The sequence below is a fragment of the Streptomyces sp. NPDC051578 genome (assembly GCF_044454045.1).
GTDB lineage: Bacteria > Actinomycetota > Actinomycetes > Streptomycetales > Streptomycetaceae > Streptomyces.
The window spans coordinates 27969-54247 of record NZ_JBITDH010000005.1 but is presented as its reverse complement, the minus strand read 5'-3'; the positions used below and the strand labels follow the sequence as shown (position 1 = coordinate 54247).

Below are 26279 nucleotides of genomic sequence, written 5' to 3'. Positions count from 1 at the left end.
AAACGGGGTTGCCGAAGCGGCAAATGGTGGCATGCCCCCCGCTGATCAGGAGCCGGCCGAGGACCTCGCCGGTGTCATCACCGCCGTCGGCCCCCGGCTGCGCGCGCTGCGCCGCCGACGCGGCACGACCCTGGCGCAGCTCAGCGAGGCCACCGGCATTTCGCTGTCCACGCTGTCGCGGCTGGAGTCGGGGCAGCGCCGGCCCACGCTGGAGCTGCTGCTCCCGCTGGCCAGGGCCCACCGGGTGGCGCTGGACGACCTCGTCGGCGCGCCGGACACGGGCGACCCCCGGATCCGCCCGCGCCCCTTCGTCCGGCACGGCTGCACCTACGTACCACTGTCCCGCGACTTCGGCGGGGTGCACGCCTTCAAGCAGATCCTGCCGCCGAGCGACCCGTCGCAGCCCCTGCCCGAGCCGAAGGTCCACGAGGGCTACGAGTGGCTGTACGTGCTCTCGGGCCGGGTCCGGCTGCTGCTGGGCGAGCACGACCTCGTCCTCACGGCGGGCGAGGCCGCCGAGTTCGACACGCGCACGCCGCACGCCTTCTGCAACGCGGGCCCGCAACCCGCCGAGTTCCTCAGCCTGTTCGGCCCCCAGGGCGAGCGGATCCACGTCCGGGCGCGCCCTACCACCGCCTCCCCGGAAGGACGCCCATGAGCACCCAGCGCCCCGAACGCGCCGTCCCGCAGCCCAACGCGGTGGTCGGCGTCGGCCTCGTCGTGGTCGCCGCGGACGGCCGGATCCTGCTCGGGCAGGCCCACGACGGCCGCTGGGAGCTGCCCGGCGGCAAAGTGGACCCCGGGGAGGGGTTCGAGCAGGCCGCGGCCCGGGAACTCGCCGAGGAAACGGCGCTGCGGGCGGCTCCGGCGGACATCGAGGTGCTGGGTGTCCAGATCGACGCGCACTCCGGCCTGACCCGTCTGACGGCCTCCGCCGTCACCCGCGCCGCCGAGGGCACCCCCGCCGTGACCGAGCCCCACAAGATCGCCCGCTGGTCCTGGTTCGCCCCGGCCGAGATCCCCTCCGCCCTGTACGCCCCCTCGGCGGCGGTCCTGCGCACCTGGCGCCCCGACCTCACCCCCGCGCTCCCCGACGTCCCTTCGCACGACTACCTCGCCACCCCGCGCCGGGCCGGTTAGGCACGGGCCGGGCGGGGGGCGAAGTTGCCCTCCGCCAGGTCCTCCGCCAGGAGGCGCTTGGCGATGGCGTCGGCCGCCGCGCGCAGCGCCGCGCTGCGGGGGCGGCCGCCGTCGCGCTCCAGCCGGTCGCCGAGCCAGTCCGCCCATGCCAGGGAGATCACCCCGGCCTCCCGCTCCCCCGCCGGGGTGAGCGAGAAGAAGACGCCCTCGCGGCTCAGGTAGCCCTCCTCCACCATCCGGTCGAAGACCGGCAGCAGCACCTCGGGCGGCAGCGACCGGCGGGCCGCGACGAGGCCGAGGCTCGCGTACCCGACCGTCCGGGTCAGCAGGTCGACCTGCATCACCGTCCACGCCCCGGCGATGTCCAGCCGGGTGTCGCAGCCGTTCACGATCGCGCGCGCCGTGTCGGGGTCCATTGCGCGTACGAGTTTGCCCACCGCCAGCTCCAGCAGCTTCGCCGAGTCCCCGGAGGCGGTGACGGGTGAGGCGAAGCCCTCGCCCATGTCCGTGGACGAAGCCCGGACGCTGTCGCGCAGCCGGACCTGCTTGAGGAACAGGGCGACGACGAAGCCCAGCGCCGCCACCGGCACCGTCCACAGGAACACCGAGTGCAGCGTCTGCGCGTACGCGTCGATGACCGGCCCGGCGGCGGCCGGGTCCAGCCCGTGCACCCCGTGCGGGCTGCGGGCGGCCTCGCCCAGTCGCGCCGGGTCCAGGCCGGTGGCCTGCGCCGCCTGTGCGATGCCCGTCGTGAGGCGGGGCGCGAGGGTGTTCGCGTAGATGGTGCCGAAGACCGCCGTGCCGAAGGAGCTGCCGAGCGTGCGGAAGAACGTGACCCCGGACGTGGCGGTGCCGAGGTCTGCGTAGTCGACGGTGTTCTGCACGGCGATCGTCAGGACCTGCATGCACAGCCCGATGCCGGCTCCGAGGACGCACATGTACAGCGATTCCAGCCAGGCACCGGTGCCGGGTCCCATCAGGGACAGCAGGTACAGCCCGACACCCATCACCGCGGAGCCCACGATGGGGAAGATCCGGTAGTGCCCGGTCTTCGAGGTGACGTTGCCGCTGAACACGGAGGCGATCAACAGCCCGATGACCAGCGGCAGGGTCCGGACGCCCGACACCGTGGCCGAATCCCCGTCCACGTACTGCAAGTAGGTGGGGAGGAACGTCATCGCGCCGAGCATGGCGAACCCGACGACGAAGCTGAGCACCGAGCAGACCGCGAAGACCGGGTTGCGGAACAGCCGCATCGGCAGCATCGGTTCGGAGGCCCGCGTCTCGACCAGGCAGAACAGCGCGAGGGCCACGGCGCCGCCCACGAAGAGGCCGAGGATCACCGCCGAGCCCCAGGCGTACTCGTTGCCGCCCCAACTCGTGGCGAGGATCAGGGCGCTCGCGCCGACCGCGACCAGCGCGATGCCCGGGTAGTCGATGCGGGGCCTGCCCGCCGCCCGTACCGAGGGGATCGTCCGGGCCGCGGCGATCACCACCAGGACCGCGATCGGGACGTTGACGTAGAAGGCCCAGCGCCAGCTCAGGTGATCGGTGAACAGCCCGCCGAGCAGCGGCCCGATGACGGTGGCGACGCCGAAGACGGCGCCGATCGCCCCCTGGTACTTGCCGCGTTCGCGCAGCGGCACCACATCGGCGATCAGGGCCATCGAGGTGACCATCAGACCGCCTGCGCCGATGCCCTGGAGCCCGCGCCAAAGGATCAGCATCGTCATGTTTGCGGACAGTCCGCACAGGAACGATCCGGTGATGAAGACGACGGCCGAGACCTGGAAGATGAGTTTGCGCCCGAAGAGGTCGCCGAACTTGCCGACGAGGACCGTCGCCACGGTCTCGGCCAGCAGGTAGGCGGTCACCACCCACGACATGTGGGCCGCGCCGCCGAGGTCCGCCACGATCGTCGGCAGCGCGGTGCCCACGATGGTCTGGTCCAGCGCCGCCAGCAGGACGCCCAGCATGATCGTGCCGAAGACGACGTTGCGCCGCCGCCGGTCGAGCACGGGTGGTGCGGCGGCTGTGGCGGGGGCAGTGGTCACATCTCGCACTCTCACAGCGCCCCCGCCCGGCCGCATGCGGCACAGGGCCGTGCGGGTGACGCGGAACCCGGATCAGCGCAGGTAGGCCAGGCCCGGGTGCTCCGCCGCGTACCCGTCGAGGAGCCGGCGGGCGACGGTCACCGAGTCCACCAGCGGGTGCAGGGCGAAGGCCTTGACCGCGTCCGCGCGCGAGCCGCTCGACGCGGCGGCCAGGACCTCGCGCTCGACCGCCTTGACCGAGGTCACCAGTCCCACGGCGTGCAGCGGCAGCGGGTCGACGGACACCGGGTGGGCGCCGCCCGCGTCCACCAGGCAGGGCACCTCGATGACCGCCTCCGCGTCGAGCACCGCAAGGGTGGGGCCGTTGGGCACGTTGAGGATCAAGGTGGCCCGCTCGTTGCGAGCGATGGCCCGCATCAGGGCGAGCGCCACCTTCTCGTAGCCGCCCGACTCCAGGTCGCTCTCCTCGCGCTCGCCGGCGCCGGCCGCCTCCCGGTTCTCGGCCATGTACGTGGCCTCCCGCTCGGCCCGGGTCAGGTCCCAGGCCGCCAGGGCCGAGCCGGGCGGCTGCCCGTCCTGCCCGGCCCGGGCGTAGAACTCGCGCTGCTGATCGCGCAGGAAGGCGCCGCGGGTCTGCGGGGCCTGGAGGTAGCCGCGTACGGTCTCGCGGTTGAAGTAGTAGTAGTGCAGGTACTCGTTCGGGATCGCGCCGAGCGAGCGCAGCCACTGCGCCCCGAAGAGCCGGCCCTCCTCGAAGGACTCCAGCGCCTCGGTGTCGGCCAGCAACCGGGGCAGTTCGTCGCGGCCCGCCACGCGCAGGCCCCGGATCCAGCCCAGGTGGTTCAGGCCGACGTAGTCGATCCACGCTTCCTCGGGCCGGACCCCCAGCAGGCGGGCGATGCGCCGGCCGAGGCCCACCGGCGAGTCGCAGATGCCGATGACCCGGTGTCCGAGCACCTCGGCCATCGCCTCGGTGACCAGCCCGGCCGGGTTGGTGAAGTTGATGACCCAGGCGTCGGGGGCGACGCGGGCGATCCTGCGGGCGATCTCCCGGACCACCGGCACGGTGCGCAGGCCGTACGCCACCCCGCCCGCGCCCACCGTCTCCTGGCCGAGGACGCCCTCGGCGAGGGCGATCCGCTCGTCGGCGGCGCGTCCCTCCAGGCCGCCGACGCGGATGGCGGAGAAGACGAAGTCGGCTCCGCGCAGGGCCTCGTCGAGGTCGGCGGTGGCGGCGACGGCCGGGGCGTCCGGTACTCCGGCGGCCTGGTCGGCGAGGACCCGGGCCATGGCGGTGAGCCGGGCCGGGTCCTGGTCGTAGAGGGTCACCCGGGTCACCCTGCCCTCGGCGCGGTCGCCGAGGAGTGCCCCGTAGACGAGCGGTACGCGGAAGCCGCCCCCGCCGAGGATGGTCAGCCGCACGTCCTTACCGCCCTTCGCCAGTGCCACGATCGGTGACACCGCGGGCGGGACCCCGCTGGGGCGGCGCGGCGCGGCACACGATCAAGGCTTCCAGTGTCCCCCGCCGGGAGTGCCCTCGGGGGCATCCCGGCCGACGGCCCTGGCCGGCATCAGTCCGAGCGGCGTCGGCCGGCATCAGTCCCGAACGGCCTCGGCCGATGTCAGTGCCCGAGCGGCCGCGGCCGGTATCAGTCCCCGAGCGACGGCACCGCGCGCAGCCGCGCACCCTGCTGGTGCGCGGGCCCCCGGCCCGGGCCGACGGGTCCGGCCGGCCGGCCCTGCGGCGTCGAGAGGATCAGGGTGATCCGGGTGAGCCCCATCGCGTCCAGCATCCGGCTGGACTCCGCCACCATCCGGCAGCGCACCAGTCCCCAGCCGGGATCCGGGTGGCGCACCGTGCGCACCGCGCCGTCCTGTTCGGCGGCGTCGGCGCCGTGGGTGCTGAGCCAGTGCGGGACGCCATAGCGGTAGGCGGCCTCCATGAACGGGTCGCGGGCCACCTCCTGACGGATGCTCCGCAGCCCCTCGTCGTCCGGGGAGGCGGCCAGCGCGGTCGCGAAGCGGGCCAGCAGCGGGACGCACCAGGCCGGTTCGTGGTCCTCCAGCACGGCGGCGGCGTCCGGGTGGAACAGCACGAAGCGCAGGAAGTTGTCGTCCGGCAGGGCGGTGGGGTGCGGGCGCACCGTCTGGAAGAGCTTGTCGAAGGCCGAGTTGGTCAGGGCCACGTCCCAGCGGTGGTCCACCAGGAAGCTCGGGTACGGCACGGCTTCCATCAGGGCCGCGTAGTCGCACAGGTAGTCGCGCTGGGCGGGGTCCTCGGGCAGCCGGTTCTCCTCGGCGGCCCGCCAGGTGGGCGGCGGATCCCGGTCGACCATGACCCGGAACAGCCAGAAGCACTGCCGCTCGCTCATCTCCAAGGCCTCGGCCAGGGCGAGCAGTTTGCGGTCCGTCCACTCCTTGACCAGGCCGCGTTCCCAATTACCGTACGCGCGCACGCTGATGCGCAGGCGTGCGGCGAGGTCCTCCTGGCTCAGGCCCAGTTCCTCGCGGCGCTGGCGCAAAAGCTCCTTGCGTCGCTCCGACCGCACTGCGCCACGGGCCGAGTCGTCGCCCGTCAGGCGTTCCTCGCCGGCTCGGGCAAGGCCATCGGACGGGCCCACCGCTGCGAGATGTGGCACCGAGAGCTCCCCCTCCTCACGGTCTGGATCTTCATTTCCGTGTGGCGATCCTGCTACCGACTTCATTCGAGTGTCAACTATTGTGGCAATTCCAGCCTGGAGACAGCTCATTCCCGCCACAGCTGTGGCAAGTTCTGGCCCTCCAGGGGGAGACCGGATAGATTCCCTGGGGCCGACCCCGTGCCCGTATTGACCCCGCGCGATCTAGGAGAACCACTGGTGACAGACGGCTTCCCGGCTCCCGTCGCGGTGGCCAACGCGTCTCTGGCAGCCACCGTCACGAGGGTCGCCGAACTCGCGGGCAAGATGGGCCGCGACGTGAACCAGGTCTTCGACCTCCGTCGGCTCTCCGAGGCCTCGGGTGTCCCGACCGACGTGATCAAAACCCTGCTCGACGGCCGGCGGGCCGGCGAACCCGATCTGCAGACCCGCTTCCTCCAGCGTCTGGACCTGCTCCGGCGGACCCGGGTCAAACCCAACGGCCGCCGCTACACCCAGCAGGAGATCGCGGACGGAGCCGGCATGTCCCGGCAGCAGGCGGGCGCCCTCATCAACGGCGACCGACGGCCCACGATGGAGCACTGCGACGCGATCCAGCGCTTCTTCGGCGTGCACGCCGGCTTCCTCACCGCCCACGACGCCGACGCCCTCACCGACGCCCTCCAGCGCACCGAGCAGCAGCTGCTCCAGGACTTCGCCGGACGCGAGCGCGAAACCGTACCCGCCGAGGACGCGTCGGCAGGCGATCCGCTGGCAAGACTCCTGCAGAACCACGGTGTGCGGGGCATCGCCTGGCGCGCCGCCCAACTGCCCAGCGACAAGCACCGGGACAAGGTGACCGAATGGCTGGACATGCTCCTCGAAAGCGTCAAACCGAACGAATCATGACCCAGTCGAAAGCCTGGATCTGATCCTTGAGTCCTGATCCGGATCCGCGCCGACGGGGAGAACGGTGAGCATAGGCAGAGAGCAGCGGCGGTTGTGCGCGGAGCTGGTGGCCGGCATCAAGCTGACCGCCCCCGTGGAGCCCGTGGACCTCTACGCCGCGCTCTGCGAGGGCATGAGCAGACAACGGGGCCGGTCGGTGGAGTTCCGGATGGCCGCGTTCCCCGAGGGGACGGCCAGCGGGCTGTGGCTCGACCTGGCGCACCGCGACCTGATCGTCATCGAGGAACGCACCGCTCCCGATCACCAGTTGGTGATCCTGGGTCACGAACTGTGGCACATGAAGGCCGGCCACTGCAGCCACCACGTCGACGGCGCCGCCGTCGCGGCCCGGCTGCTGGCCGACGAGGCCGACCTCGGCGAGACGGTCCGCCGCGTCGCCGCCCGCACCCGGGCCGACGTCCGGGAGGAGACGGAGGCGGAGACCTTCGGGCTGCTGCTCGGCAGCCGGTGCCGGAACTGGCTGGCCGGGTCCGGCGGGCACCGCGCGCCGGCACAGCGGGACCAGCTCGCGGGCAGGATCGAAACGTCCCTCGGCTACCGGGGGCACAGGAACGAACTTTGAACGGACAGGACTACTACATCCCGGCGGCGGCCATGGCGGTCTCCGTCGCGTTCAAGGTGCCGGCCCTGCGGGCCGACTGGCGCGATCCGCTGCTGCGCTCCGTCTGCGCCCTGCTGACGCTGGCCGGGGCGGTGTTCACCTTCGCCGCACCGCCGACCATCGCGGCCGTCAACCGCTGGACCGGTGTCCCCAACTTCTCCGCCCCGCTGGTGTACTGCCTCATCACCGCGTTCAGCGCCTCCTGCCTGGTGCTGATCTTCAACTGGCGCGGCGGCGAGCCCGAGGAGATCCGGCGCACCTCCCGCCGTTGGATCTCCGGCTACTCCGTGGTGATCGGCACGATCATCGTCGTGTACGCGCTCGGTTCCGCCCCGGTGGAGCGGCTGCGGGACTTCGACACGTACTACGCCAACACCCCGTACATCCGGCTGATGATCGCCGCCTACCTGCTGGCCCACAACGTGGCAGCGATCACGATGACCGCCATGTGCTGGCGCTGGGCCCTCCAGGTCCGCGGCTGGCTGCGTACCGGCCTGTTCATCATCGTCGGCGGCTATGTGTTCAGCCTCGCCTACGACGCCGCCAAGATGTCGGCCGTCGTGGCCCGCTGGAGCGGCCACGACCTGGACGACCTGAGCACCCTCGTCGCCCCGCCGCTCGCCTCCATGGGCGCGCTCGTCAGCGCCACCGGCTTCGTGCTGCCCCTGCTGTGCCAGCACCTCTCCGACAGCTGGCGCACCTGGTCCACGTACCGGCGCCTGGGCACCCTGTGGCACGAGATGCAGAGCACGGCGCCCGCCGGGACCCCTTCGGTCCGCATGTCCTGGTGGTCGCCCGCCGAGATCCGGATGATCCAGCGGGAGTCGGACATCCACGACGGCTTCCTGCGCCTGGGCCCCTGCTTCGACCGCCGCCGCCGGGACCTGGCCTACGCACAGGCCCGCGCGGACGGCGCCGACGAGGCCACGGCCCGCGCCGTGGCCGACGCCGCGATGGTGGCGGCGGCCGTGCGCACGAGCGCCACCGCCCCCGAGGGGACCGGCGGCGCGGAGGGGGCGGAGCGGGTCCACGTCACCTCCGACGGTCCGCGCGACCTCGTACGCATCTCCCACGCCCTGCGCCACTCGCCCCTGGTGGCGGCGGCACGACGGCAGGCCGCCGCCGTGCCGGGACTCTGACGCCGGGGCCCGCCCCACCGCCTACCGCCTACCGCCTACCGCCTACCGCCCACCGCCTACCGCCCGGCGGCCTACCGCGCCGCGGCGATCGACACCGCAGGGAAGAGGTCCTCGAACGGCGCCGCCGAATCGGAGCCGTCGCGACCGTACGGCGCGTCGAAGCTCCACACCATGAACAGCAGGAACACGATCAGCGCGCTGAACAGCCCCGCCAGCAGCAGTTCCCGGCCCGAACGCCGGATCTGGAGCGTGAAGATCAGTCCGACCGTGACCACCCCGCCCACCAGCAGTCCGAACCACACCACCCCCGGGAGCGTGGACTCGTCGCTCTGCATCCGCGAGTGCCGGGCGTCGTCGGCCGCCGCGATGTGGTCGAGCAGCGGCTGGTAGGCCTGCGCCTGGAGTTCGGTGGTCGGGCTCTGGTGGGTGACGTCGGTGCGCAGCGTGCCGAGCAGCTTCGCGCCCTCCGTGGAGGCGGCCTGGCCGGAGGTCAGCCGCGGCCAGTCCACGCTCACGGTGTGGGAGACGTACGCGTCCACCTCCCCGCGGATCCGGTCGCGCACCGGGGCCGGATAGACGTCGGCGCGCTGGGTGACCTCGTACAGCGACTGCGCCTCGCGCCGCACGCTGTCCTCGGCGGAGCCGCGCGCCTCCCAGACGCCGGCGATGGCCAGGCCCAGCACGATCGCGTAGACCACACCGACCATCATCGTCATGTACTCGATGACGTCGGGGGTTTCGCTGGTGTCCTCGTCCTCCGCGACCCGGCGGTGCCGGAGCAGGGTGCAGGCGAGGACGAGGGCGCAGACGAGCGCCATGGCGATGGCCAGGACCAGCCATTCGGACACGAGGGTTCTCCCGTTCGAGGGTCGCAGAAGTGGAAGGGCTACCGGGCGCTCTTGGAGCGGGGGCGCAGCGCGGCGGCGGCGAGCACGGCCGGGGTCGTGACGACGACCATCAGCATCATGGTGGACATGCCGTTCGGGCCCCTGCGCTCAAGGGCCGATGAGTGGTACGCCGGCACGTGGAAGGCGGTCACGGGCGCGGCGGCGGCCCTGCGCGCGGGCGGGGCGGGAGCCTTGGCCTGCGCCGCCTGCGCCGCCTGCGCCGGTGGCCCGGCAGCCGCCCGGACCGGCGGCGGCTGCGCCCCCTCCCCCGGCTCCTCGGGTGCCGGGGACCCCGGCCGGGCCGGGAGGCCGGGGGCCTGCCCGGGGTGGTGCACGGTCGGCCGCCGCTCACCGGGCGCGGTCACGCGTACGGAAGGTTCCGGGGTGACGGCCGGCGTGTGCGGCGCGGCGGGGTGTCGCGGATGCCCGGCGGGCACGCAGATGTCGACCCGGGCGCCGTGGCCCGCGCCGTCGTCGGCGACCGCCACATGGCCGTGCAGCGGGCACAGCGCGCCCACCATCCCGGCCCCGGCGACGTACTGCCAAGCGGTCACCACGCGACTGGTCCTCCCGATCCGTTTCGGCGGCAGCCCGCAGTGGATTCAGGGGGCTGCTCTTGAAGAAACGATCACGGCCCGGCTTCGACACGCGTGGCGGGTACGCGAAAGGGGCGCGACCCGGTGGGTTGCGCCCCTGTCATGCCTGCGTCCGGCGGCCTCAGGCCTCCGGGGAGCCGCCGAAGCGCTCGCGGTAGGACTCCAGGTCCTCCTCGGTGACCCGGGCGAAGAGCACCGGCGGCACGGTGAACGGCGTGCCCGCCGGGACCGCGTCCAGCGACCTGGCCTGCTCCGGGGTGACCCACGTGGCCGTGTCGTCGGCGAGCGCGAACGCGGAGCGCATGGCGCGCGCCGAGGCCGGGATGAACGGCTCGGAGACCACCGAGTAGAGGTGGATCAGGTTCATCGCGGTGCGCAGCGTGAGCGCCGCGCCCTCCAGGTCGGTCTTGACCTCCAGCCAGGGGGCCTTCTCGTCCAGATAGGCGTTGCCGGCCGACCACAGGGCGCGCAGCGCGGCCGCGGCCTTGCGGTACTGGAGGGACTCCATGTGGCCCTCGTACTCGGCCAGCAGTTCGGCGATCTGCTCGCCCAGCTTGGCCTCGACCTCGCCGGCCGGGCTGCCCGCCGGGACCTCGTCGCCGAACTTCTTGCGGGAGAAGGTCAGCACGCGGTTGACGAAGTTGCCGAGCGTGCCGCCGAGGTCCTTGTTGACGGTGGCGGCGAAGTGCTCCCACGTGAAGGACGAGTCGTCGGACTCGGGGGCGTTGGCGATGAGGAAGTAGCGCCAGAAGTCGGCCGGCAGGACCTCCAGCGCCTGGTCGGTGAAGACGCCGCGCTTCTGGGAGGTGGAGAACTTGCCGCCGTAGTACGTCAGCCAGTTGAAGGCCTTGACGTAGTCGACCTTCTTCCACGGCTCGCGGGTGCCGAGCTCGGTGGCGGGGAACATCACCGTGTGGAACGGGACGTTGTCCTTGGCCATGAACTGCGTGTAGCGCACGTCCTCGGCCTCGTACCACCAGGACTTGTAGTCGCGGTTCGCCGGGTCGGCGTCCGCCCACTCCTTGGTGGAGGCGATGTACTCGATCGGCGCGTCGAACCAGACGTAGAAGACCTTGCCCTCGGCGGCGAGCTCCGGCCAGGTGTCGGCCGGGACGGGGACGCCCCAGTCGAGGTCGCGGGTGATCGCGCGGTCGTGCAGGCCCTCGGTCAGCCACTTGCGGGCGATGGAGGAGGCCAGCTGCGGCCACTCCTCCTCGTGCTCCGCGACCCAGGCCTCGACCTCGTGCTGGAGCTTGGACTGGAGGAGGAAGAGGTGCTTGGTCTCGCGGACCTCCAGGTCCGTGGAGCCGGAGATGGCCGAGCGCGGCTCGATCAGGTCCGTGGGGTCCAGGACGCGGGTGCAGTTCTCGCACTGGTCGCCGCGGGCCTTGTCGTAACCGCAGTGCGGGCAGGTGCCCTCGACGTAGCGGTCCGGCAGGAAGCGCCCGTCGACCGGGGAGTACACCTGGCGGATCGCGCGCTCCTCGATGAAGCCGTTCTCCTGGAGGCGGCGCGCGAAGTGCTGGGTGATCTCGGCGTTCTGCTGCGAGGAGCTGCGGCCGAAGTAGTCGAAGGACAGCTCGAAGCCGTCGTAGACCGCCTTCTGGGCGTCGTGCGCCTGCGCACAGAATTCGGCGACCGACAGGCCGGCCGCCTTGGCCGCGAGTTCGGCCGGGGTGCCGTGCTCGTCGGTGGCGCAGATGTAGAGGACGTCGTGGCCGCGCTGGCGGAGGTACCGGGAGTACACATCCGCCGGAAGCATCGACCCGACCATGTTGCCCAGGTGCTTGATCCCGTTGATGTAGGGAAGCGCGCTGGTGATCAGGTGTCGAGCCATCCTCGGATGCTCCATTTCATATGTGCGGTATGTGCGGTGACTACGGGCCGTGACGGACTGTGATGCTGTTCATCGTATCGAACCGCCGAAAGGCCCGGCGCCCCGTTTTCCACGGGTGGACGTAACGCAAAAGCGAGGGAAGTGACCTCTGCGTCACGGCCCTCGCACCGGTTTCATGTTACAGCGGGACGGCGCGGCCCCGGACCGGTGACCGGAGCGTGGGACGCGTGCGGACGACCGGTCCGTCCCAGGGGGCCGGCACCGTTTTGCCGGGTGGGAGCACCTGCCGGGGGGCATATGCGTGTGCGCTGGTTGAGCCGTCACCCGATCGAAGGAGATCACGAGTCGGTCGTCACCGAACGCTTTGCTTCCAGGTTTCCTCTCTGCGCCCACCGAATGCGCCCGCGCTGACAGGCTGACGGCGATGACGCCGGGCAGACGAGAGCCGCGAGGGGCGTTCGGCGTACGAGGGCGGGGCAGGGCAGGGCACGGCACGGCACGGCGAAGTGGGTTCAGGGCCTCCGGCGGATTTTCAGCGGGTTCAGGGGACGAGGTGGAGCGGTGAGCGATGGCGGACCCGAGGAGTCCGGGGGTGCCGTGGGACTGCCGAGCCGGCGACGGCAGCCGACTCCCATGACGCAGTGGGACCCGCCCGCACGCCTGTCCTATTGGGCTTTCCATACCAATCGGCGCCCGGCGTACATGCGTTTCGCGTACCTTCAGCTCGGCTCCGACGCGGCCGCCGAGGACGCGGTGGACGCCACCTTCGACTCGATCATGAACGAGTGGCTCCGGATGCTTCACATGGACCGCCTCGACGCCTACGCCTGGACCGTCCTCAAGCAACGGATCGTCGACCGCCAGCACCGCCGCACGCCCTGCCCCGAACCGATGGACATCAGCGCCTTCGAGGCGGCCCTCAAGGAGGTCCACACCGACCAGTACGAGGTACTGACCGACACCATCCGCTTCTACTCGGCCGTCTCCCGGCTCGCCGAGCGGCAGCGGGACGCGGTGCTGCTGCGCTACGGGCTCCAGTGCAGTCCCGGTGAGGCGGCCGCCGTGATGGGCGTCGACGAGGCCACGGTCCGTTCGCAGCTCGGGCAGGCCCACCGTCGCCTCGCCCGCCTGCTCGACGCGTCCGCCGAATCATGAGGCCGCGAGAGGGCCGGGACTGCGACGGCACCCCCCGCTCCCTGACCGAGTTCCTGAGCCGGGCGAGCGTGCGCGACCGCTACCCGCACTACGACCTCGGAGCGGCGGAGGCCCGGCTGCTGCGCCTGCCGCGCACCGGCATGGGGCACGCCCACGGCCGCTCGCGCCGCCGTTCCGGATACGGCTGGAGCGACCCGGCGCGGGACGTCCCGCTCGACGCCGAACGGGCCCGGCGCGACCTCAAGGCCGTCTGCCTGGCCGTCGTCTGCGACCCGAAGGCCGAGGCCCGGCTCCGCTCCTTCACCGACCGCGGCCGCACCGACCTCGTCGGAGCCGTGGTCTTCGGCTGTCTGCTGCACCTGGCCGGGATGCGCGAAGGCGCCCGCTTCTGGTGGCAGTTCGCGGCCGGCTCGGGCCGCGCGCGCACCGCGCCCGCCGCGTACTGCCTCTTCCTCGACCACTCGCGGCGGGGCGAGCACCACGACGCCCGGGTCTGGGCGGTCGAACTCGGCCGCCGCGGGTTCCGGCCGGGCGGCCGCCGCGACCTGCGCGACGTGCGGCTGTGCGCGCAGGCGGCCGTCCTGCGCTACGTCGACCAGCACGACGACCCCGACCTGGGCCCGGTGCCGCTGCCGAAGCCGGGCCTGGCGTCGGTGATCACCGCGTTCCGGCCCCCGGCGGTGCCCGCGGAGCCCACCGGGATCGGCGCGGGCCCGCTGCGCCACCCGGCCCTGACCGCGGCGGCCCGCCTCGGCGGCCGCTCCGCCGGCCCCGGCGAGGCCCTTGCCGAGGCCCGCCGCGCCCTCGCCGTCGTACGGGTACTGGAGCGGCACCCGCTGGGCGTACGGGCAGGCCGGCTCGCGCGGGAGGCGGGGCTGGCGGATGCGGCGCTGCGGCCCCTCCTGTCGATGCTGTGCGAGGAGGAGTACGCGTACCGCGCGGCCGCCGGGGTCTACGGCCGGGGGCCCGCCCTCGACCGGCTCGCCGGCCCGGGCCGCACGGGCCTCGCGGAGCAGTTGCAGCGGACCCTGGCGCTGGCGCGGGACAGCGCGGGCGCCGCCGTCTACCTCAGCCGGTACGCCGAGGGCGAGGTCCGGATCACGCAGATGGCGGACGGGCCCGGTGCCCCGCCGGTGCGGGAGTGGGTGGACTTCCGGGCCGCCGCGCACGCCAGCGCCGTCGGCAAGTGCCTGCTGACCCAGCTCGACCACGACCGGCGGGCCGATCACGTGGCCCGGCACCGCCCGGCCCGGCTCACCCCGCAGACCATCACCGACAGCCGGGTCCTGTTCAGCGCCCTGGACGCGGTGGCCCCGGGAGCCCCCGTCTTCGACCTGCGCGAGTACTCCCCCGGGGTCGTCTGCGCGGCCGTCCCGATCGCGGCGGGCGACGCCGCCGGCAGCCTCGCCCTCTCGCTCCCGGCCACCCACGCGCACCGGCTGCGGCCCGCCACCGAGGCGCTGCGCCGCAAGGCGGTCCCGGTGCTCCTGGCCCTGCTCCTAACGGGGGCGATCCCCCCGGACGCCCCCGAGGCCGGGACCCAGGCGGAGCCGGTGGGCGGGCCCGAGGCGCAGCAGGCGGGCGCGGCGGGGATCACCCCGGAGGTCCTGCGCCACCTGCGGAACCTGTTCCGTACGCCGCTGACCGGCGTGGGGAGCGCGGCCGCCCCCGAGGGCCCGCACCTGGTCAGCGACCCGGCTTCGGCGGCAGCGTACCTCTTCGACGCCGCCTCGGACGGCGGGCAGCCGCGCCTGGCCCTGCCGCGGACCTTCGGCCCCGTCAGCCCCGGCACCCTGTCCGCGCCGGGGGGGCTGGTGGTGCTGCGGGCCTGGGACAGGGCGTAGGCCCTGCCGTCAGCCGCCCGGGGTGAAGGAGTCCAGGGCGGCGTCGAAGTGGCTGCGGGCCTCGCCGAGCCGGCCGACGGGAGCGGAGACCCAGACGTCGTACATGAGGCCGTTCTCGTCCCAGCAGAGGTCGAAGGTGTGCCGGGCGCCCTCGGCCGTGGTGAAGCCGTTCCAGGTGAACTCCCAGAGGGCGGCGGGCAGTCCGTTGTGGGTGGTGGCGACGACCGTGCCGTCGCGGTAGCCCGGGTTGCTGTCGGGGCCGCCCGCGTCGGAGGCCCTCATGACGGCGAGCGGGCCGCCGGAGGCAGCCGGCGTCACCTTGATGCCGATGCGGAAGGCCCCGTCCGGGGACACGTAGATGACCCGCTGGTCATCGGTGGTGCGCTGGTAGCCCTGGGGAACGGCCAGGGCGAAACCCCGCGGGTCGGCCACGGTGCGGTAACCGGCGGGTGCCCGCTTGGCGCTCGCAGCGGCCGGCCTGGAGGTCGGTGGCGCGGTCGGGGCGGAGGCGGTCGGGGCCGAGGGGGCGGGAGCCGGGGCCTGGGGAGAGGAGGGGCCCGCGTTCGCGGGAACCGGGGAGACGACCGTGCCGGCGGAGGGGCCCGGCGCCGCCCGACCGGCGGGTTCCGCCGTCCCGCCCCGGAGCAGCGACGTCACGGCCAAGGTGGCCACCACGGCCGCGACGACGAGCGCGGCCACCAGCCCGGCCCGCAGCCCCGCCCCCATCGCCCGCGCCGGGGCGGCGTCGACCGGCCCCGTCGGAGCGGCGTCGACCGGCCCCGTCGGAGCGGCGTCGACGGGCCCGGGCGGCACTGGGCAGGCGGGCCCGGGCGGGGGCGCGTCGACCGGCCCGGGCGGGGGCGCGTCGACCGGCCCCGGCCCAGAGGGCGGAACAGCGGGGGGTACCAGCGGAGCCCGTCCCGTGGCCACGTACGAGGACAGCATCCGCTCCGCCTCGGCCGCCCCCAGCCGGCGCTCCGGATCGCGCTCCAGCAGTCCCCGTACGACCGGCAGCAGCGGGCCCGCCTGTGCCGGCGGCCGGATCTCGGCATAGACGACGGCGTGCAGGACCCCGCCGAGCGAGTCCCGGTGGAACGGCGACTCCCCGGTCAGCGCCGCGCACAGCAGCACGCCGAGCGACCACAGGTCGGAGGCCGGACCGGCCGCCGCGCCCTGCATCCGCTCGGGCGAGGTGTATTCGGGCGAGCCGACGAACGCGCCGGTCTCGCTGATCGTGGTGGCCCCGGCGAGGTGGGCGATGCCGAAGTCCGTGAGCACCACCCGTCCCGTGCCCGCCTCCATCAGGACGTTCGCCGGTTTGACGTCCCGGTGGAGCACCCCGCGCGCGTGCGCCGCACCCAGCGCTCCGAGCAGCGCCAGACCGGTCCGCGCCGTCTCCTCCACGCTCAGGGGACCGCCGCTGGAGAGCCGGTCGGCGAGCGAGCCGCCGTCGACGAGTTCCATCACGATGTGCGGGCGGCCCTCGTGTTCCACCACGTCGTGGACCACGACGACGTGCGGATGCCTGACCTGCGCGACCGTACGGGCTTCCCGCAGGGCGCCCCCGGCCTCGCGGCCGCCGTCGAGGTGCAGTTCCTTGACCGCGACGGCCCGCCCGAGCAGTTCGTCCTCGGCCCGCCACACGGTGCCCATCCCACCCCGGCCCAGCGGCTTCTCCAGGCGGTAACGCCCGCCGATCACAGCACTGTTGCGCGACTCGCCCTGCGACACGTTCTCCCCCTAGACCCGTTCACGGCCATGATGCCGCACCGGCAACCATCAGGGGGATCGGGCTGCGCAGCCGCCGTGTCGGTCATCTGTCAGTGGATGTAGGCCGGTTGTCGGTCCGGTCTGGGACCTTTTGGAGGACCGGCCGGGTGACCATCCGGCAGGCGGTTCAAGAGGGGGATTTCCCATGCATGACGTGGTGATCGTGGGCGGCGGCCCGGTCGGTCTGTTCCTGGCCTGCGAGCTCGGTCTGGCCGGCTGCTCCGTCCTCGTGCTGGAGCGGGAGCCGGAGCCCGGCTCCCCGTTCAAGGCGGAGCCGCTCGGATTGCGGGGCCTGAGCGCCGCCTCGGTCGAGGCGTTCTACCGACGCGGCATGCTGGACCGCCTGTTGGCGGCCGCGGGCGTCCCGGACTGGGCCGGCGCGGACCCCGGCGAGGCACCGTCACCCCCGCGTCGCGGCGGCCACTTCGCCGGGATGATGCTGGACGGGGCCAAGTTCGACGACACCGCCCTGCCGTTCCGGCTTGCCGGCCCGGCGGCGGAGGGCCTGCTGACGAGCCTCGAAGCCGTCGAGGCGCTGCTGTCCGAGCAGGCTTCCAAGCTCGGCGTGGAAATCCGGCGCGGCGTCACGGTCGGCGCCGTCACCCAGGACGACGAGGGCGTGGTCGCCCGAGCAGGCGCGGACGAGTACCCGGCGCGCTGGCTCGTCGGCTGTGACGGCGGACGCAGTACGGTGCGCAGGCTCGCCGGTTTCGACTTCGTCGGTACCGAGCCGCGGTTCACCGGCTACAGGATGCACGCCACCGTCGTCGATCCCGAGAAGCTGCACTACGGGTTCAACCTGACGCCGACGGGCATGTACCTCCAGCTCGCGGAGGGCAACCTCGGCATGATGGACTTCGACGGCGGCGCGTTCGACCGCTCGCAGGAGCCGACCCGCGAGCACCTCCAGGCGGTTCTGCGCCGGGTGTCGGGCACCGACGTGACGCTGGGCGAGGTCCATCTCGCCTCGACCTTCACCGACCGGGCGATGCAGACGACGACCTACCGGCGCGGCCGCGTCCTGCTCGCGGGCGACGCCGCCCACATCCACTCCCCCCTCGGCGGCCAGGGACTCAACACCGGCATCGGCGACGCCGTGAACCTCGGCTGGAAGCTCGCGGCCACCGTGCTCGGGCAGGCCCCCGACGGGCTTCTCGACACCTACACCCGCGAGCGCCACCCGATCGGCGCGAAGGTGCTCGACTGGTCCCGCGCCCAGGTGGCGATCATGAATCCGGACCCGCACGCCCAGGCGATCCAAGCGGTGGTGCGCGACCTGCTCTCGACCGTCGACGGAACGACCTACGTGCTGGACAGGATCTCGGGAACGTCGCTCCGCTACGACCTCGGCGGCGAGCACCCGCTCGTCGGCCGGAACGCCCCGGACCTCCGCCTCGGGGACGGCACCCGCCTCGGCGACCTGATGGAGGACGGACGCGGCCTGCTGCTCGATTTCAGCGCCGGCCGGTGCCTGCACGGTGCGGCGACGGGCTGGGCGAGCCGGATACGGTACGCGGCCGGGCCGGCGGGGGACGACCTCGGAGTGGGAGCCGTCCTCGTCCGCCCCGACGGCATAGTCGCCTGGGCCGGCGACCACCACCCCGACCCCGAAGCGTTCGACCGGGCGGCCGCCCACTGGTTCGCCGCTCCGGCCATCCGCTGAGCCGCCCGGATCACACCCGGAAACGCGAAGGAACCCCACCGGAGGGTGGGGTTCCTGCTGGTGTCCGAGGGGGGACTTGAACCCCCACGCCCGATAAAGGGCACTAGCACCTCAAGCTAGCGCGTCTGCCATTCCGCCACCCGGACCAGGTGGTCGGCCCCGGTTTCCCGCGGCGACATGGACAACAATAGCAGGGGATCGGGGGTGGTTCCGACCGGGTATTCGGCGCGGGGGCGGCGCTGACCTGCGGGCATGGCGCGGCCCGGCGGTCAGGGGCAGTGGATGACCTGTCCCGCGTACGAGAGGTTGCCGCCGAAGCCGAACAGCAGGACGGGGGCACCGGAGGGGATCTCGCCGCGCTCGACCAGCTTCGACAGGGCCATCGGGATGCTCGCGGCGGAGGTGTTGCCCGAGTCGACGACGTCCCGGGCGACGACCGCGTTGACGGCGCCGATCTTCGTGGCGAGCGGCTCGATGATGCGCAGGTTCGCCTGGTGCAGGACGACGCCCGCCAGCTCCTCCGGGGTGATCCCGGCCTTCTCGCAGACCTTGCGGGCCAGCGGCGGGAGCTGGCTCGTGGTCCAGCGGTAGACGGCCTGGCCCTCTTGGGCGAAGACCGGGGGCGTGCCCTCGATCCGGACCGCGTGGCCCATCTCCGGCACCGAGCCCCAGAGCACGGGGCCGATTCCGGGCTCCGCGCAGGCCTCTACGACGGCCGCGCCCGCTCCGTCGCCGGTGAGCACGCAGGTGGTGCGGTCCGTCCAGTCGGTGATCTCGGTCATCTTGTCGGCGCCGATGACCAGGGCGCGGGTCGCGGAGCCGGCCCGGATCGCGTGGTCGGCGGTGGCCAGGGCGTGGGTGAAGCCCGAGCAGACCACGTTGATGTCCATAACGGCGGGTCCGGCGCTCATGCCCAGCTTGGCGGCGACGCGGGCGGCCATGTTGGGCGAGCGGTCGATCGCGGTGGAGGTGGCCACCAGGACCAGGTCGATGTCGTCCGGGAGCAGCCCTGCGTGGGCGAGGGCCTTGCCCGCCGCCTGGAAGGCCAGCTCGTCGACCGGCTCGTCGGGGCCTGCGATGTGGCGGGTCCTGATGCCGACCCGCGAGCGGATCCACGCGTCGTTGGTGTCGACCATCGCCTCGAGGTCCTCGTTGGTGAGCACTCTCGCGGGCTGGTAGTGCCCTAGCGCCACCACGCGTGAACCGGTCATGGGCGGGATCCCTCTCGTACGAGTGTCAGGTTCACCCAGCTTTGCCTGCTACCGGCGGGTACGGGTGCGTGTGACCCGACAGGAATATGGGGGCCTACTTTGGAGAATTCAGAGGATCTTCCTGCCGGGGACGTCGGGAACGGCGCATCCGCGAGAATGGGGCGGACAGGTGCGCGACGGACCGTACGCACGTCAGAGCGACAGAACGGCGGACTGATCACATGGGACGGGTCACCGAACGCCGTCGCGTCGTCCGGATCCGCGGCGGCGTCGCCGGGACCCGGCCGGACACGCTCGTGGCCGAGGAGCCGCTGGAGATCCGACTGAACGGCAAGCCGCTGGCCATCACGATGCGCACCCCGGGCGACGACTTCGCGCTCGCGGCCGGCTTCCTGGTGAGCGAGGGCGTGCTCGCGCACGCCGCCGACCTCCAGGCCGTCACCTACTGCGAGGGGGCGACGGAGGACGGGTCGAACACCTACAACGTGGTGAACGTGCGGCTCGCTCCCGGGGTTCCGCTGCCCGACATCTCCCTGGAGCGGAACGTCTACACCACCTCCTCCTGCGGTCTGTGCGGCAAGGCCAGCCTGGACGCCGTCCGTACGGCGACCCGCTTCCCCGGGCTCGCGGCGGACGCGGTGCGCGTGAGCGCGGCGGTCCTGGCGCAGCTGCCGGACCGGCTGCGTGCGGCGCAGAAGGTCTTCGACCGTACCGGCGGCCTGCACGCGGCGGCGCTGTTCTCGGCCGAGGGCGAGCTGCTGGACGTACGGGAGGACGTGGGCCGGCACAACGCCGTCGACAAGATCATCGGCCGGGCGTTGCAGTCCGGCCGTCTCCCGCTGGGCGGCGCGGTGCTCCTGGTGTCGGGCCGGGCGTCCTTCGAGCTGGCGCAGAAGGCGGTGATGGCCGGGGTACCCGTGCTGGCCGCCGTCTCGGCCCCGTCCTCCCTGGCGGTGGACCTCGCACTGGAGTCGGGGCTGACCCTGGTCGGCTTCCTGCGCGGGCACGACATGAACATCTACGCGGGCGAGGAGCGCGTGACGCTGTAGGACCCGGCCCCGACCGCGCCGGCGAGCGGGGGGCGGGCGTCTCAGTCGACGGTCACGGTCATCTTGCCCAGCGCCCCGCCCGCTTCCATGACCCGGTGGGCTTCGACGATCTCGTCGAAGCGGAAGGTCCGCACCGGCCTTGCCGGCAGGACTCCGGCTTCGACCTTGGCGTAGATCGCGTCCAGAGGGACGTCGGCGAGCGGGTAGTCGGGGCCGCCCAGGACGAAGGCGCTGCCGAAGAAGCTCAGTTGCACGCCGGACGGGAGGTCGGCGATCGGGTCAAAGTCGTGTACGGGTTCGAAACCGCCGAGGAAGCCGAGTTGGCAGACCCGACCGCGCGGGCGCACCGTGGCCAGGGAGTCGCGCAGGGCGTTGTTGCCGACGAGGTCGAACACCGCGTCGACGGTGTGGCCGCTCCGGTCGACCTGGGCCGCAAGGCGACCGTCGTCGATGAGGACCTCTTCGGCGCCGAGTCCTTCCAGGAGCGGCGCGTGTGCGCGGTCGCGGGTGGTCGCGAGGACCTTCGCGCCGTGGTCGACGGCGAGGTTGACCGCGGCCTGGCCGAGGGAGGACGTCGCTCCGCGCACCAGTACCCGCTCGCCCGGGCGCAGGCCGAGGTTGCCGAACAGCCCGTTCCACGCTGTCGCGTAGACCTCGGGTACGGCCGCCAGCTCGGCCCATCCCAGTGACGAGTCCACTGCGGTCACGTTGGTGGCCGGCACCGTGACCAGCTCGGCGTAGCTGCCGTTGCGGGTGCGGCCCATGCCGCCGAGGACCGCCACGACCGGGGTCCCGGGGGCGAGGCGGCCCGAGGGGTCGGCCTCGACCGATCCCGCGCACTCGATCCCGGGGACGGCCGCGACGTCGCCCCAGGCGCCGGCGCGCATGTACGCCTCGGCGTGGTTGAGGCCGAACGCCTTGACCCGGATCAGCACCTCTCCCCGCCCGGGCACGGGGTCGGGCAGTTCGGTGACGTGCAGTACCTCGGGAGGGCCGTAGGCGGATATGACGATGGCCTTCATGGGGCGGGCTCCATTCTTGAATGGTTATTCAATTACAAGGGCTGAAAAAAGAGCCACCGCGTGCGGTGGCCCAGAGGGAGGGCCCGTCAGGCGAGGACGGCGAAGGCGTTGTCGACGATGGCGCGCAGGACCGTCCCGTCGGGATTCGCCTTCCCCACGACCATCAGGCCCTGACACGCCGCCACCAGCAGCTTGGCACTGCCGGCCGGGTCCACCGAGGCCCGGACCTCCCCGGTGTCGCGGGCGTTGCGCAGGGCCGTGGCCATGCACTGCTCCAGGCGGGCCAGATGGCCGCGCACGACGGCGGCGGCCTCGTCGTCCTCGGCCGCGTTCTCGATCGCGGTGTTCACCAGCAGGCACCCCTGCCGGCCCTCCGGGCTGAGCAGGTCGCTCACCAGGCCGTCGAAGTACCCGCGGAGCGCGCCCAGCGAGGCGCCGGGCGCTGCCAGCTCGCCCAGCTTCTGCGGGACGACCAGCTTGGAATACCGCTCCAGCGACCTCAGGAACAGCGTGCGCTTGCCGCCGGGAAAGGCGCTGTAGAGACTGCCGGGCTTCACCCCGGTCGCCTTCACCAGGTCCTCGATCGAGGTGGCCCGGTAGCCCTGCCACCAAAATCGCAGCATGGCCTGGTCCAGCACGGCGTCGGGTTCGAACTCGCGGGGGCGGGGCATGACAGGAAAATACATGAATGGGCATTCAAGAACAAGGCCCTCCCCCGCACCGGCAAGGGCAGGCCCGCGTCATCTCCTCTTGCGCCCCCGGCGGTCGTTGCCGCGCGCCGGCGCCGGGTCCGGGGCCGGCGGGTCGATGCGGTGCAGCTCCAAGGTCGCGGGAAGGGGGCCGGCGCCCGGGCCGCCCGCCTGCGCCCAGGCGATGATCTCGTCGGTCGCGGTGTCGTCGAGGGCCCAGCCGAACCACGTCGCCCGGGCGCCCCGGCGCCGCGCCTCGCTGGTGGGCTGGACGACGATCACGTTGGCCTGGGCGCAGGGGCCGAGGCACTCGCTCGTACGGACCGCCAGGCGCCCCCCGGACGCGGCGGCGGCCTCCCGCAGCCGGGCCAGCTGGCCGTCGTGGTCGGTGCCGGGGTTCTTGCGGGGGTCTCCGCAGCAGCAGCCCCGGCAGACCACCAGGGTGCACGGGCGTTCGGCGTGGGCGGAGAGCGGGCGTATCCAGGTCACCGACGCACGTTACCGGGCCTGCGCGGCGGGGTGTTGGCCCCTCCGGGAGACCTCCGCCACATGGCGGGCGGGCAGTTCGGCGCCGTCGACGGCTCGGGGTCCCGGGCCCGGCGGCGGGCCGGCACCGCACGGACCATCAGCTGCATCTGGTGCGACACCGTCAACGGCAGCACCGCCGGACCGGCCTGCGCGCCGAGGCCCCGGGCCGCCCTCCGTGCAGGTCACACGTACTCCGGACGGTCAGGGGGGATCTTGTGGAGGTTTCCCGGGGGGTGCCGGTCGGCCGGTCGCGTGGGATAGCGTCGCGGCGCCGCACGGAGAGGAGCGGGATGTTGCGCGAGTTCACCGTCCCACCCGTGGTCGCAGGCACGCCGTCCGGCGGCCTCGCCGACATCGTCTTCCAGCATGCCCGCGAGGACCCGGACCGGGTCGTGCTCGGGCGCAAGACGGACGGGGTCTGGGGCGACGTGACCTCCGGCGAGCTGGCCGAGGAGGTACTGGCGCTCGCGAAGGGGCTGCTGGCCCAGGGCATCGGCTTCGGCGACCGGGTCGCGGTGATGTCGCGGACCCGCTACGAGTGGACCCTGTTCGACTTCGCCCTGTGGGCCATCGGCGCCCAGCCCGTACCCGTGTACCCCACGTCCTCCGCCGAACAGGTGCACTGGATCCTGCACGACTCGGTTTGCACGGGCTGCGTCGTCGAGAACGAGGACCAGGCCATGACCGTCGGTTCGGTCATCGAGCACCTCCCGGGCCTGCGCAGGCTGTGGCAGCTCGACGCCGGGGCCGTGGCGGAGCTGGTCGCGGACGGGGCGGGGGTGGCGCCCGACGTGGTGCACCGGCACCGCCGGGCGGTGACGCCGGACGCGGTCGCCACCGTCATCTACACCTCCGGCACCACGGGCCGCCCCAAGGGCTGTGTCCTCACCCACGCCAACTTCATGTTCGAGGCCGACACGATGGTGGCCCGCTGGGAGTCGGTCTTCCAGGCCGGGGCGGGTGAACAGCCGTCCACGCTGCTCTTCCTCCCGCTGGCGCACGTCTTCGGGCGGATGGTCGAGGTGGCGGCCGTCCGCGCCCGGGTCAAGCTCGGGCACCAGCCGGTGCTGGCGGCGGCCGAGCTGCTGCCCGACCTCGCCGCCTTCCGGCCGACGTTCGTGCTGGGGGTCCCCTACGTCTTCGAGAAGGTGTTCGCCGCGGCCCGCCGCAAGGCGGAGGCCGAGGGGCGCACCGGCCCCTTCGACCGGGCGGTGGAAACCGCCGTGCGGTACGCGGAGGCGCGTGAGCAGAAGGCCTTCGGTACGGGTCCGGGACCCTCCGCCGGGCTGCGCATGGAGCACCAGCTCTTCGAGAGGCTGGTGTACGGCAAGGTCCGCGAGGCCATGGGCGGCCGGGTCCGGCACGCGATGTCGGGCGGATCGGCGATGTCGCGCCGGCTCGGCCTGTTCTTCGACGGCGCGGGCATCACCGTGTACGAGGGCTACGGCCTGACGGAGTCGAGCGCGGCGGCCACCGCGAACCCGCCGGGGGCGACGAAGTACGGGACGGTGGGGCCGCCCATCCCCGGCTGTACGGTGCACATCGCCGACGACGGGGAGGTCTGGCTGCACGGCGGCCACGTCTTCTCCGGGTACCTGAACGACCCCCGCGGCACGGAGGAGGTGCTGCGCGGCGGCTGGCTGGCGACCGGGGACCTGGGCCGGCTGGACGACGACGGCTATCTGACCATCACCGGGCGCAAGAAGGAGATCCTGGTGACCTCCAACGGCAAGAGCGTCTCGCCGACGGCCCTGGAGGAACGGGTGCGGTCGCATCCGCTGGTGTCGCAGTGCGTACTGGTGGGCAACGACCGCCCGTACATCGCGGCGCTGGTGACGCTGGACGTGGAGGGCGTCGCGCACTGGCTGTCGATGCGCGGGCTGCCGCAGCGGGCGGCGGCCGAGCTGGTGCACGACGAGGAGCTGACGGCGGAGGTGCGCAGGGCCGTGGTCGCCGCGAACACGCTGGTCTCGCAGGCGGAGGCGATCCGCACGTTCCGGGTGCTGGCCGGGCAGTTCACGGAGGAGGGCGGCCTGCTGACTCCCTCGCTCAAGCTGAAGCGGAGGGCGATCGAGAAGGCCTACGCGGCGGAGGTCGCGGCCCTGTACGAACGCTGACGGCGCGCACACGCGGATCCGGAGCGCGCGGACCAGCCGTTAGACCACCCCGATGGCGGGAATACGCCGTAGACATGGCCGGTTGTCGCCCGACGCGTCGCCGCAGGCACACCGGCCCCACCCCACCCCACCCGATCGCGAGGAACGACCCGACGTGAACCAGGTCCCCGGCATCAAGCTCAACAACGGCACCCTCATGCCCCAGCTCGGCTACGGCGTCTGGCAGGTTCCGGACGACGAGGCGGAGCGGGCGGTGGGCACGGCGCTGGAGGCGGGCTACCGCAGCGTCGACACCGCCGCCATCTACGGCAACGAGAAGGGCACCGGCAAGGCGCTCGCCGCGTCCGGTGTGCCGCGCGAGGAGCTGTTCGTCACCACCAAGCTGTGGAACGGCCCGTCGCAGCGCTGGGGCCGGGACGAGGTCCTGCGCGCGTTCGACGACTCGCTGGCCAAGCTGGCACTGGACCACGTCGACCTGTACCTGATCCACTGGCCCCGGCCGATGCGCGACGACGTCCTGGCCATCTGGGAGACCTTCGAGGAGATCGCCGCGAGCGGCCGCGCGAAGGCGGTCGGCGTGTCGAACTTCCGCCCGGAAGACCTGGAGCGGATCGGCGAGGTGTCCGCCCTGGTCCCGGCGGTGAACCAGATCGAGCTGCACCCGCTGTTCCCGCAGACCGGGCTGCGCGCCCTGCACGCCCGGCTGGGCATCACCACGGAGGCGTGGTCGCCGCTGGGGCAGGGCAAGGAGCTGCTGACCCTCCCGGCGGTCGCCTCGGTCGCGGCCAGGCACGGGCGCAGCGCCGCGCAGGTGGTGCTGCGCTGGCACCTCCAGTCGGGTCACGTCGTGATCCCGAAGTCCGTCACGCCGGCTCGGATCCGGGAGAACCTTGACGTCTTCGGCTTCGAGCTCGACGCCGAGGACATGGCGGTACTGGACGCGCTGGGCTCCGGCCCCTCGGCCCGCCGGATCGGCCCGGACCCGGCCGTCTTCGACGTCTGAGGGGCCCGGGCCCGGGCGGACGGCTCACGGGCCGCTCTCAGCCGGTGCCGCAGCCGCTGACGAACTCCTGCAGGCGGTACCTCGGCTCCGGGCGCGGGGTGTCCTGGCCGGGCAGCCGCTCCGGGCGGTCCGCGGGCTCCGCGCGGCGACGCCGCGGGGGCTCATCCGGGAGGCGTAGCGCCCGGCCGGCAGGTCGGCGGGCGCGCGGCGTGGGGTGCGGCCCCGCCCACGGCCCGCGAACAGGACGTTCCCGTAGGGGCGCAGGCCCGCCGCGGCGGGGCGGGCGGGGGGGCCCCCCCCCCCCCCCCCGGGGGGGCGCCGCGACAGGGGGGGGGGGGGCCCCCCGGGGTGGTGGCGGGCCACCGCGGGCGGCGGGGGGGGGACCGC

At 73.1% G+C, this 26279-nt stretch carries 22 protein-coding genes and 1 tRNA gene; 11 read left to right on the top strand and 12 right to left on the bottom strand.

What is annotated here, in order from left to right:
• Positions 1-31: 31 nt before the first annotated feature.
• Positions 32-658 carry a helix-turn-helix domain-containing protein gene (locus ACIA6C_RS21900; protein ID WP_399278104.1) on the top strand — a complete coding sequence of 209 codons (627 nt, stop codon included), beginning with the start codon at positions 32-34 and terminating at the stop codon, positions 656-658.
• Positions 655-1140 (top strand): NUDIX hydrolase, encoded by a 486-nt coding sequence (locus ACIA6C_RS21895; RefSeq protein WP_399278102.1) that lies wholly within the window; start codon positions 655-657, stop codon positions 1138-1140. The genes ACIA6C_RS21900 and ACIA6C_RS21895 overlap by 4 nt, the downstream gene beginning before the upstream one ends.
• Here the strand turns inward: ACIA6C_RS21895 and ACIA6C_RS21890 are convergent.
• The 3 genes from ACIA6C_RS21890 to ACIA6C_RS21880 all read right to left on the bottom strand — a co-directional run bounded on the left by ACIA6C_RS21890 (position 1137) and on the right by ACIA6C_RS21880 (position 5716).
• Positions 1137-3230 carry an MDR family MFS transporter gene (locus ACIA6C_RS21890; RefSeq protein WP_399278100.1) on the bottom strand — a complete coding sequence of 698 codons (2094 nt, stop codon included), beginning with the start codon at positions 3228-3230 and terminating at the stop codon, positions 1137-1139. The two genes, ACIA6C_RS21895 and ACIA6C_RS21890, sit on opposite strands and share 4 nt — an antisense overlap.
• Before the next feature lie 36 nt (positions 3231-3266).
• Positions 3267-4616: a 6-phospho-beta-glucosidase gene (locus ACIA6C_RS21885; protein ID WP_399278685.1), complete on the bottom strand. Its 1350-nt coding sequence runs from the start codon at positions 4614-4616 to the stop codon at positions 3267-3269.
• Between the two features lie 227 nt (positions 4617-4843).
• The gene (locus ACIA6C_RS21880) at positions 4844-5716 is read right to left on the bottom strand and encodes a helix-turn-helix domain-containing protein (RefSeq protein WP_399278098.1); all 873 of its coding nucleotides are present in this window, start codon (positions 5714-5716) and stop codon (positions 4844-4846) included.
• A 336-nt stretch (positions 5717-6052) separates the two neighbouring features.
• Here ACIA6C_RS21880 and ACIA6C_RS21875 point away from each other — a divergent pair, with 336 nt between their 5' ends.
• From ACIA6C_RS21875 to ACIA6C_RS21865, 3 genes are all read left to right on the top strand, one after another.
• Complete coding sequence (locus ACIA6C_RS21875; RefSeq protein WP_361132824.1) at positions 6053-6721, top strand: helix-turn-helix transcriptional regulator; 669 nt, start codon at positions 6053-6055, stop codon at positions 6719-6721.
• Between the two features lie 64 nt (positions 6722-6785).
• Positions 6786-7343: a toxin-antitoxin system, toxin component gene (locus tag ACIA6C_RS21870; protein ID WP_361132827.1), complete on the top strand. Its 558-nt coding sequence runs from the start codon at positions 6786-6788 to the stop codon at positions 7341-7343.
• Positions 7340-8521, top strand: a complete 1182-nt coding sequence (locus tag ACIA6C_RS21865) for an MAB_1171c family putative transporter (RefSeq protein ID WP_399278096.1) — start codon at positions 7340-7342, stop codon at positions 8519-8521. The genes ACIA6C_RS21870 and ACIA6C_RS21865 overlap by 4 nt, the downstream gene beginning before the upstream one ends.
• Positions 8522-8592: 71 nt before the next feature.
• Here the strand turns inward: ACIA6C_RS21865 and ACIA6C_RS21860 are convergent, their stop codons facing one another.
• The 3 genes from ACIA6C_RS21860 to metG form a co-directional block, all read right to left on the bottom strand.
• Positions 8593-9369, bottom strand: a complete 777-nt coding sequence (locus tag ACIA6C_RS21860; RefSeq protein ID WP_399278094.1) for a hypothetical protein — start codon at positions 9367-9369, stop codon at positions 8593-8595.
• 38 nt (positions 9370-9407) lie between these two features.
• Positions 9408-9965, bottom strand: a complete 558-nt coding sequence (locus ACIA6C_RS21855; RefSeq protein WP_399278092.1) for a hypothetical protein — start codon at positions 9963-9965, stop codon at positions 9408-9410.
• 160 nt (positions 9966-10125) lie between these two features.
• Positions 10126-11841 (bottom strand): methionine--tRNA ligase, encoded by a 1716-nt coding sequence (gene metG, locus ACIA6C_RS21850; protein WP_399278090.1) that lies wholly within the window; start codon positions 11839-11841, stop codon positions 10126-10128.
• Between the two features lie 702 nt (positions 11842-12543).
• Here metG and ACIA6C_RS21845 point away from each other — a divergent pair.
• Positions 12544-12996: an RNA polymerase sigma factor gene (locus ACIA6C_RS21845; RefSeq protein ID WP_229873781.1), complete on the top strand. Its 453-nt coding sequence runs from the start codon at positions 12544-12546 to the stop codon at positions 12994-12996.
• A complete protein-coding gene (locus ACIA6C_RS21840) occupies positions 12993-14840 on the top strand; it encodes an IclR family transcriptional regulator C-terminal domain-containing protein (protein WP_399278088.1) in 1848 nt (615 codons plus the stop codon). Before ACIA6C_RS21845 ends, ACIA6C_RS21840 begins: the two co-directional genes overlap by 4 nt.
• Positions 14841-14849: 9 nt before the next feature.
• Here ACIA6C_RS21840 and ACIA6C_RS21835 read toward each other — a convergent pair whose 3' ends face one another.
• A complete protein-coding gene (locus tag ACIA6C_RS21835; RefSeq protein ID WP_399278086.1) occupies positions 14850-16571 on the bottom strand; it encodes a protein kinase in 1722 nt (573 codons plus the stop codon).
• 184 nt (positions 16572-16755) lie between these two features.
• On the opposite strand from ACIA6C_RS21835, the gene ACIA6C_RS21830 reads away from it, so the two are divergent.
• Positions 16756-18273 carry an FAD-dependent oxidoreductase gene (locus tag ACIA6C_RS21830; protein ID WP_399278084.1) on the top strand — a complete coding sequence of 506 codons (1518 nt, stop codon included), beginning with the start codon at positions 16756-16758 and terminating at the stop codon, positions 18271-18273.
• A gap of 58 nt (positions 18274-18331) precedes the next feature.
• On the opposite strand, the gene ACIA6C_RS21825 is transcribed toward ACIA6C_RS21830, so the two are convergent.
• Positions 18332-18419 (bottom strand) — tRNA-Leu (locus tag ACIA6C_RS21825).
• Positions 18420-18542: 123 nt separating this feature from the next.
• On the bottom strand, positions 18543-19484 hold the full coding sequence (locus tag ACIA6C_RS21820; protein WP_361132848.1) for a beta-ketoacyl-ACP synthase III: 942 nt from the start codon (positions 19482-19484) through the stop codon (positions 18543-18545).
• A gap of 221 nt (positions 19485-19705) precedes the next feature.
• Here ACIA6C_RS21820 and fdhD point away from each other — a divergent pair, with 221 nt between their 5' ends.
• Positions 19706-20533 (top strand): formate dehydrogenase accessory sulfurtransferase FdhD, encoded by an 828-nt coding sequence (gene fdhD / locus ACIA6C_RS21815; protein ID WP_399278082.1) that lies wholly within the window; start codon positions 19706-19708, stop codon positions 20531-20533.
• Between the two features lie 41 nt (positions 20534-20574).
• On the opposite strand, the gene ACIA6C_RS21810 is transcribed toward fdhD, so the two are convergent.
• The 3 genes from ACIA6C_RS21810 to ACIA6C_RS21800 form a co-directional block, all read right to left on the bottom strand.
• A complete protein-coding gene (locus ACIA6C_RS21810; RefSeq protein WP_399278080.1) occupies positions 20575-21555 on the bottom strand; it encodes a zinc-binding dehydrogenase in 981 nt (326 codons plus the stop codon).
• Between the two features lie 86 nt (positions 21556-21641).
• Positions 21642-22226 carry a TetR/AcrR family transcriptional regulator gene (locus ACIA6C_RS21805; protein ID WP_399278078.1) on the bottom strand — a complete coding sequence of 195 codons (585 nt, stop codon included), beginning with the start codon at positions 22224-22226 and terminating at the stop codon, positions 21642-21644.
• Between the two features lie 69 nt (positions 22227-22295).
• A complete protein-coding gene (locus tag ACIA6C_RS21800) occupies positions 22296-22733 on the bottom strand; it encodes a (2Fe-2S) ferredoxin domain-containing protein (RefSeq protein ID WP_366082444.1) in 438 nt (145 codons plus the stop codon).
• Positions 22734-23065: 332 nt separating this feature from the next.
• Here ACIA6C_RS21800 and ACIA6C_RS21795 point away from each other — a divergent pair, with 332 nt between their 5' ends.
• A complete protein-coding gene (locus tag ACIA6C_RS21795) occupies positions 23066-24889 on the top strand; it encodes an AMP-dependent synthetase/ligase (RefSeq protein WP_399278682.1) in 1824 nt (607 codons plus the stop codon).
• A gap of 154 nt (positions 24890-25043) precedes the next feature.
• Entirely contained in the window at positions 25044-25892 is an 849-nt protein-coding gene (locus ACIA6C_RS21790) for an aldo/keto reductase (RefSeq protein ID WP_399278076.1), read from the top strand.
• The last annotated feature ends 387 nt before the right edge of the window (positions 25893-26279 follow it).

Coding starts and splice junctions, on each gene's coding strand:
- ACIA6C_RS21805 (WP_399278078.1), bottom strand. CDS start 22,226: ATGCCCCGCCCCCGCGAGTTCGAACCCGACGCCGTGCTGGACCAGGCC.
- ACIA6C_RS21820 (WP_361132848.1), bottom strand. CDS start 19,484: ATGACCGGTTCACGCGTGGTGGCGCTAGGGCACTACCAGCCCGCGAGA.
- ACIA6C_RS21890 (WP_399278100.1), bottom strand. CDS start 3,230: ATGCGGCCGGGCGGGGGCGCTGTGAGAGTGCGAGATGTGACCACTGCC.
- ACIA6C_RS21900 (WP_399278104.1), top strand. CDS start 32: ATGCCCCCCGCTGATCAGGAGCCGGCCGAGGACCTCGCCGGTGTCATC.
- ACIA6C_RS21810 (WP_399278080.1), bottom strand. CDS start 21,555: ATGAAGGCCATCGTCATATCCGCCTACGGCCCTCCCGAGGTACTGCAC.
- ACIA6C_RS21830 (WP_399278084.1), top strand. CDS start 16,756: ATGCATGACGTGGTGATCGTGGGCGGCGGCCCGGTCGGTCTGTTCCTG.
- ACIA6C_RS21845 (WP_229873781.1), top strand. CDS start 12,544: ATGCGTTTCGCGTACCTTCAGCTCGGCTCCGACGCGGCCGCCGAGGAC.
- ACIA6C_RS21840 (WP_399278088.1), top strand. CDS start 12,993: ATGAGGCCGCGAGAGGGCCGGGACTGCGACGGCACCCCCCGCTCCCTG.
- fdhD (WP_399278082.1), top strand. CDS start 19,706: ATGGGACGGGTCACCGAACGCCGTCGCGTCGTCCGGATCCGCGGCGGC.
- metG (WP_399278090.1), bottom strand. CDS start 11,841: ATGGCTCGACACCTGATCACCAGCGCGCTTCCCTACATCAACGGGATC.
- ACIA6C_RS21895 (WP_399278102.1), top strand. CDS start 655: ATGAGCACCCAGCGCCCCGAACGCGCCGTCCCGCAGCCCAACGCGGTG.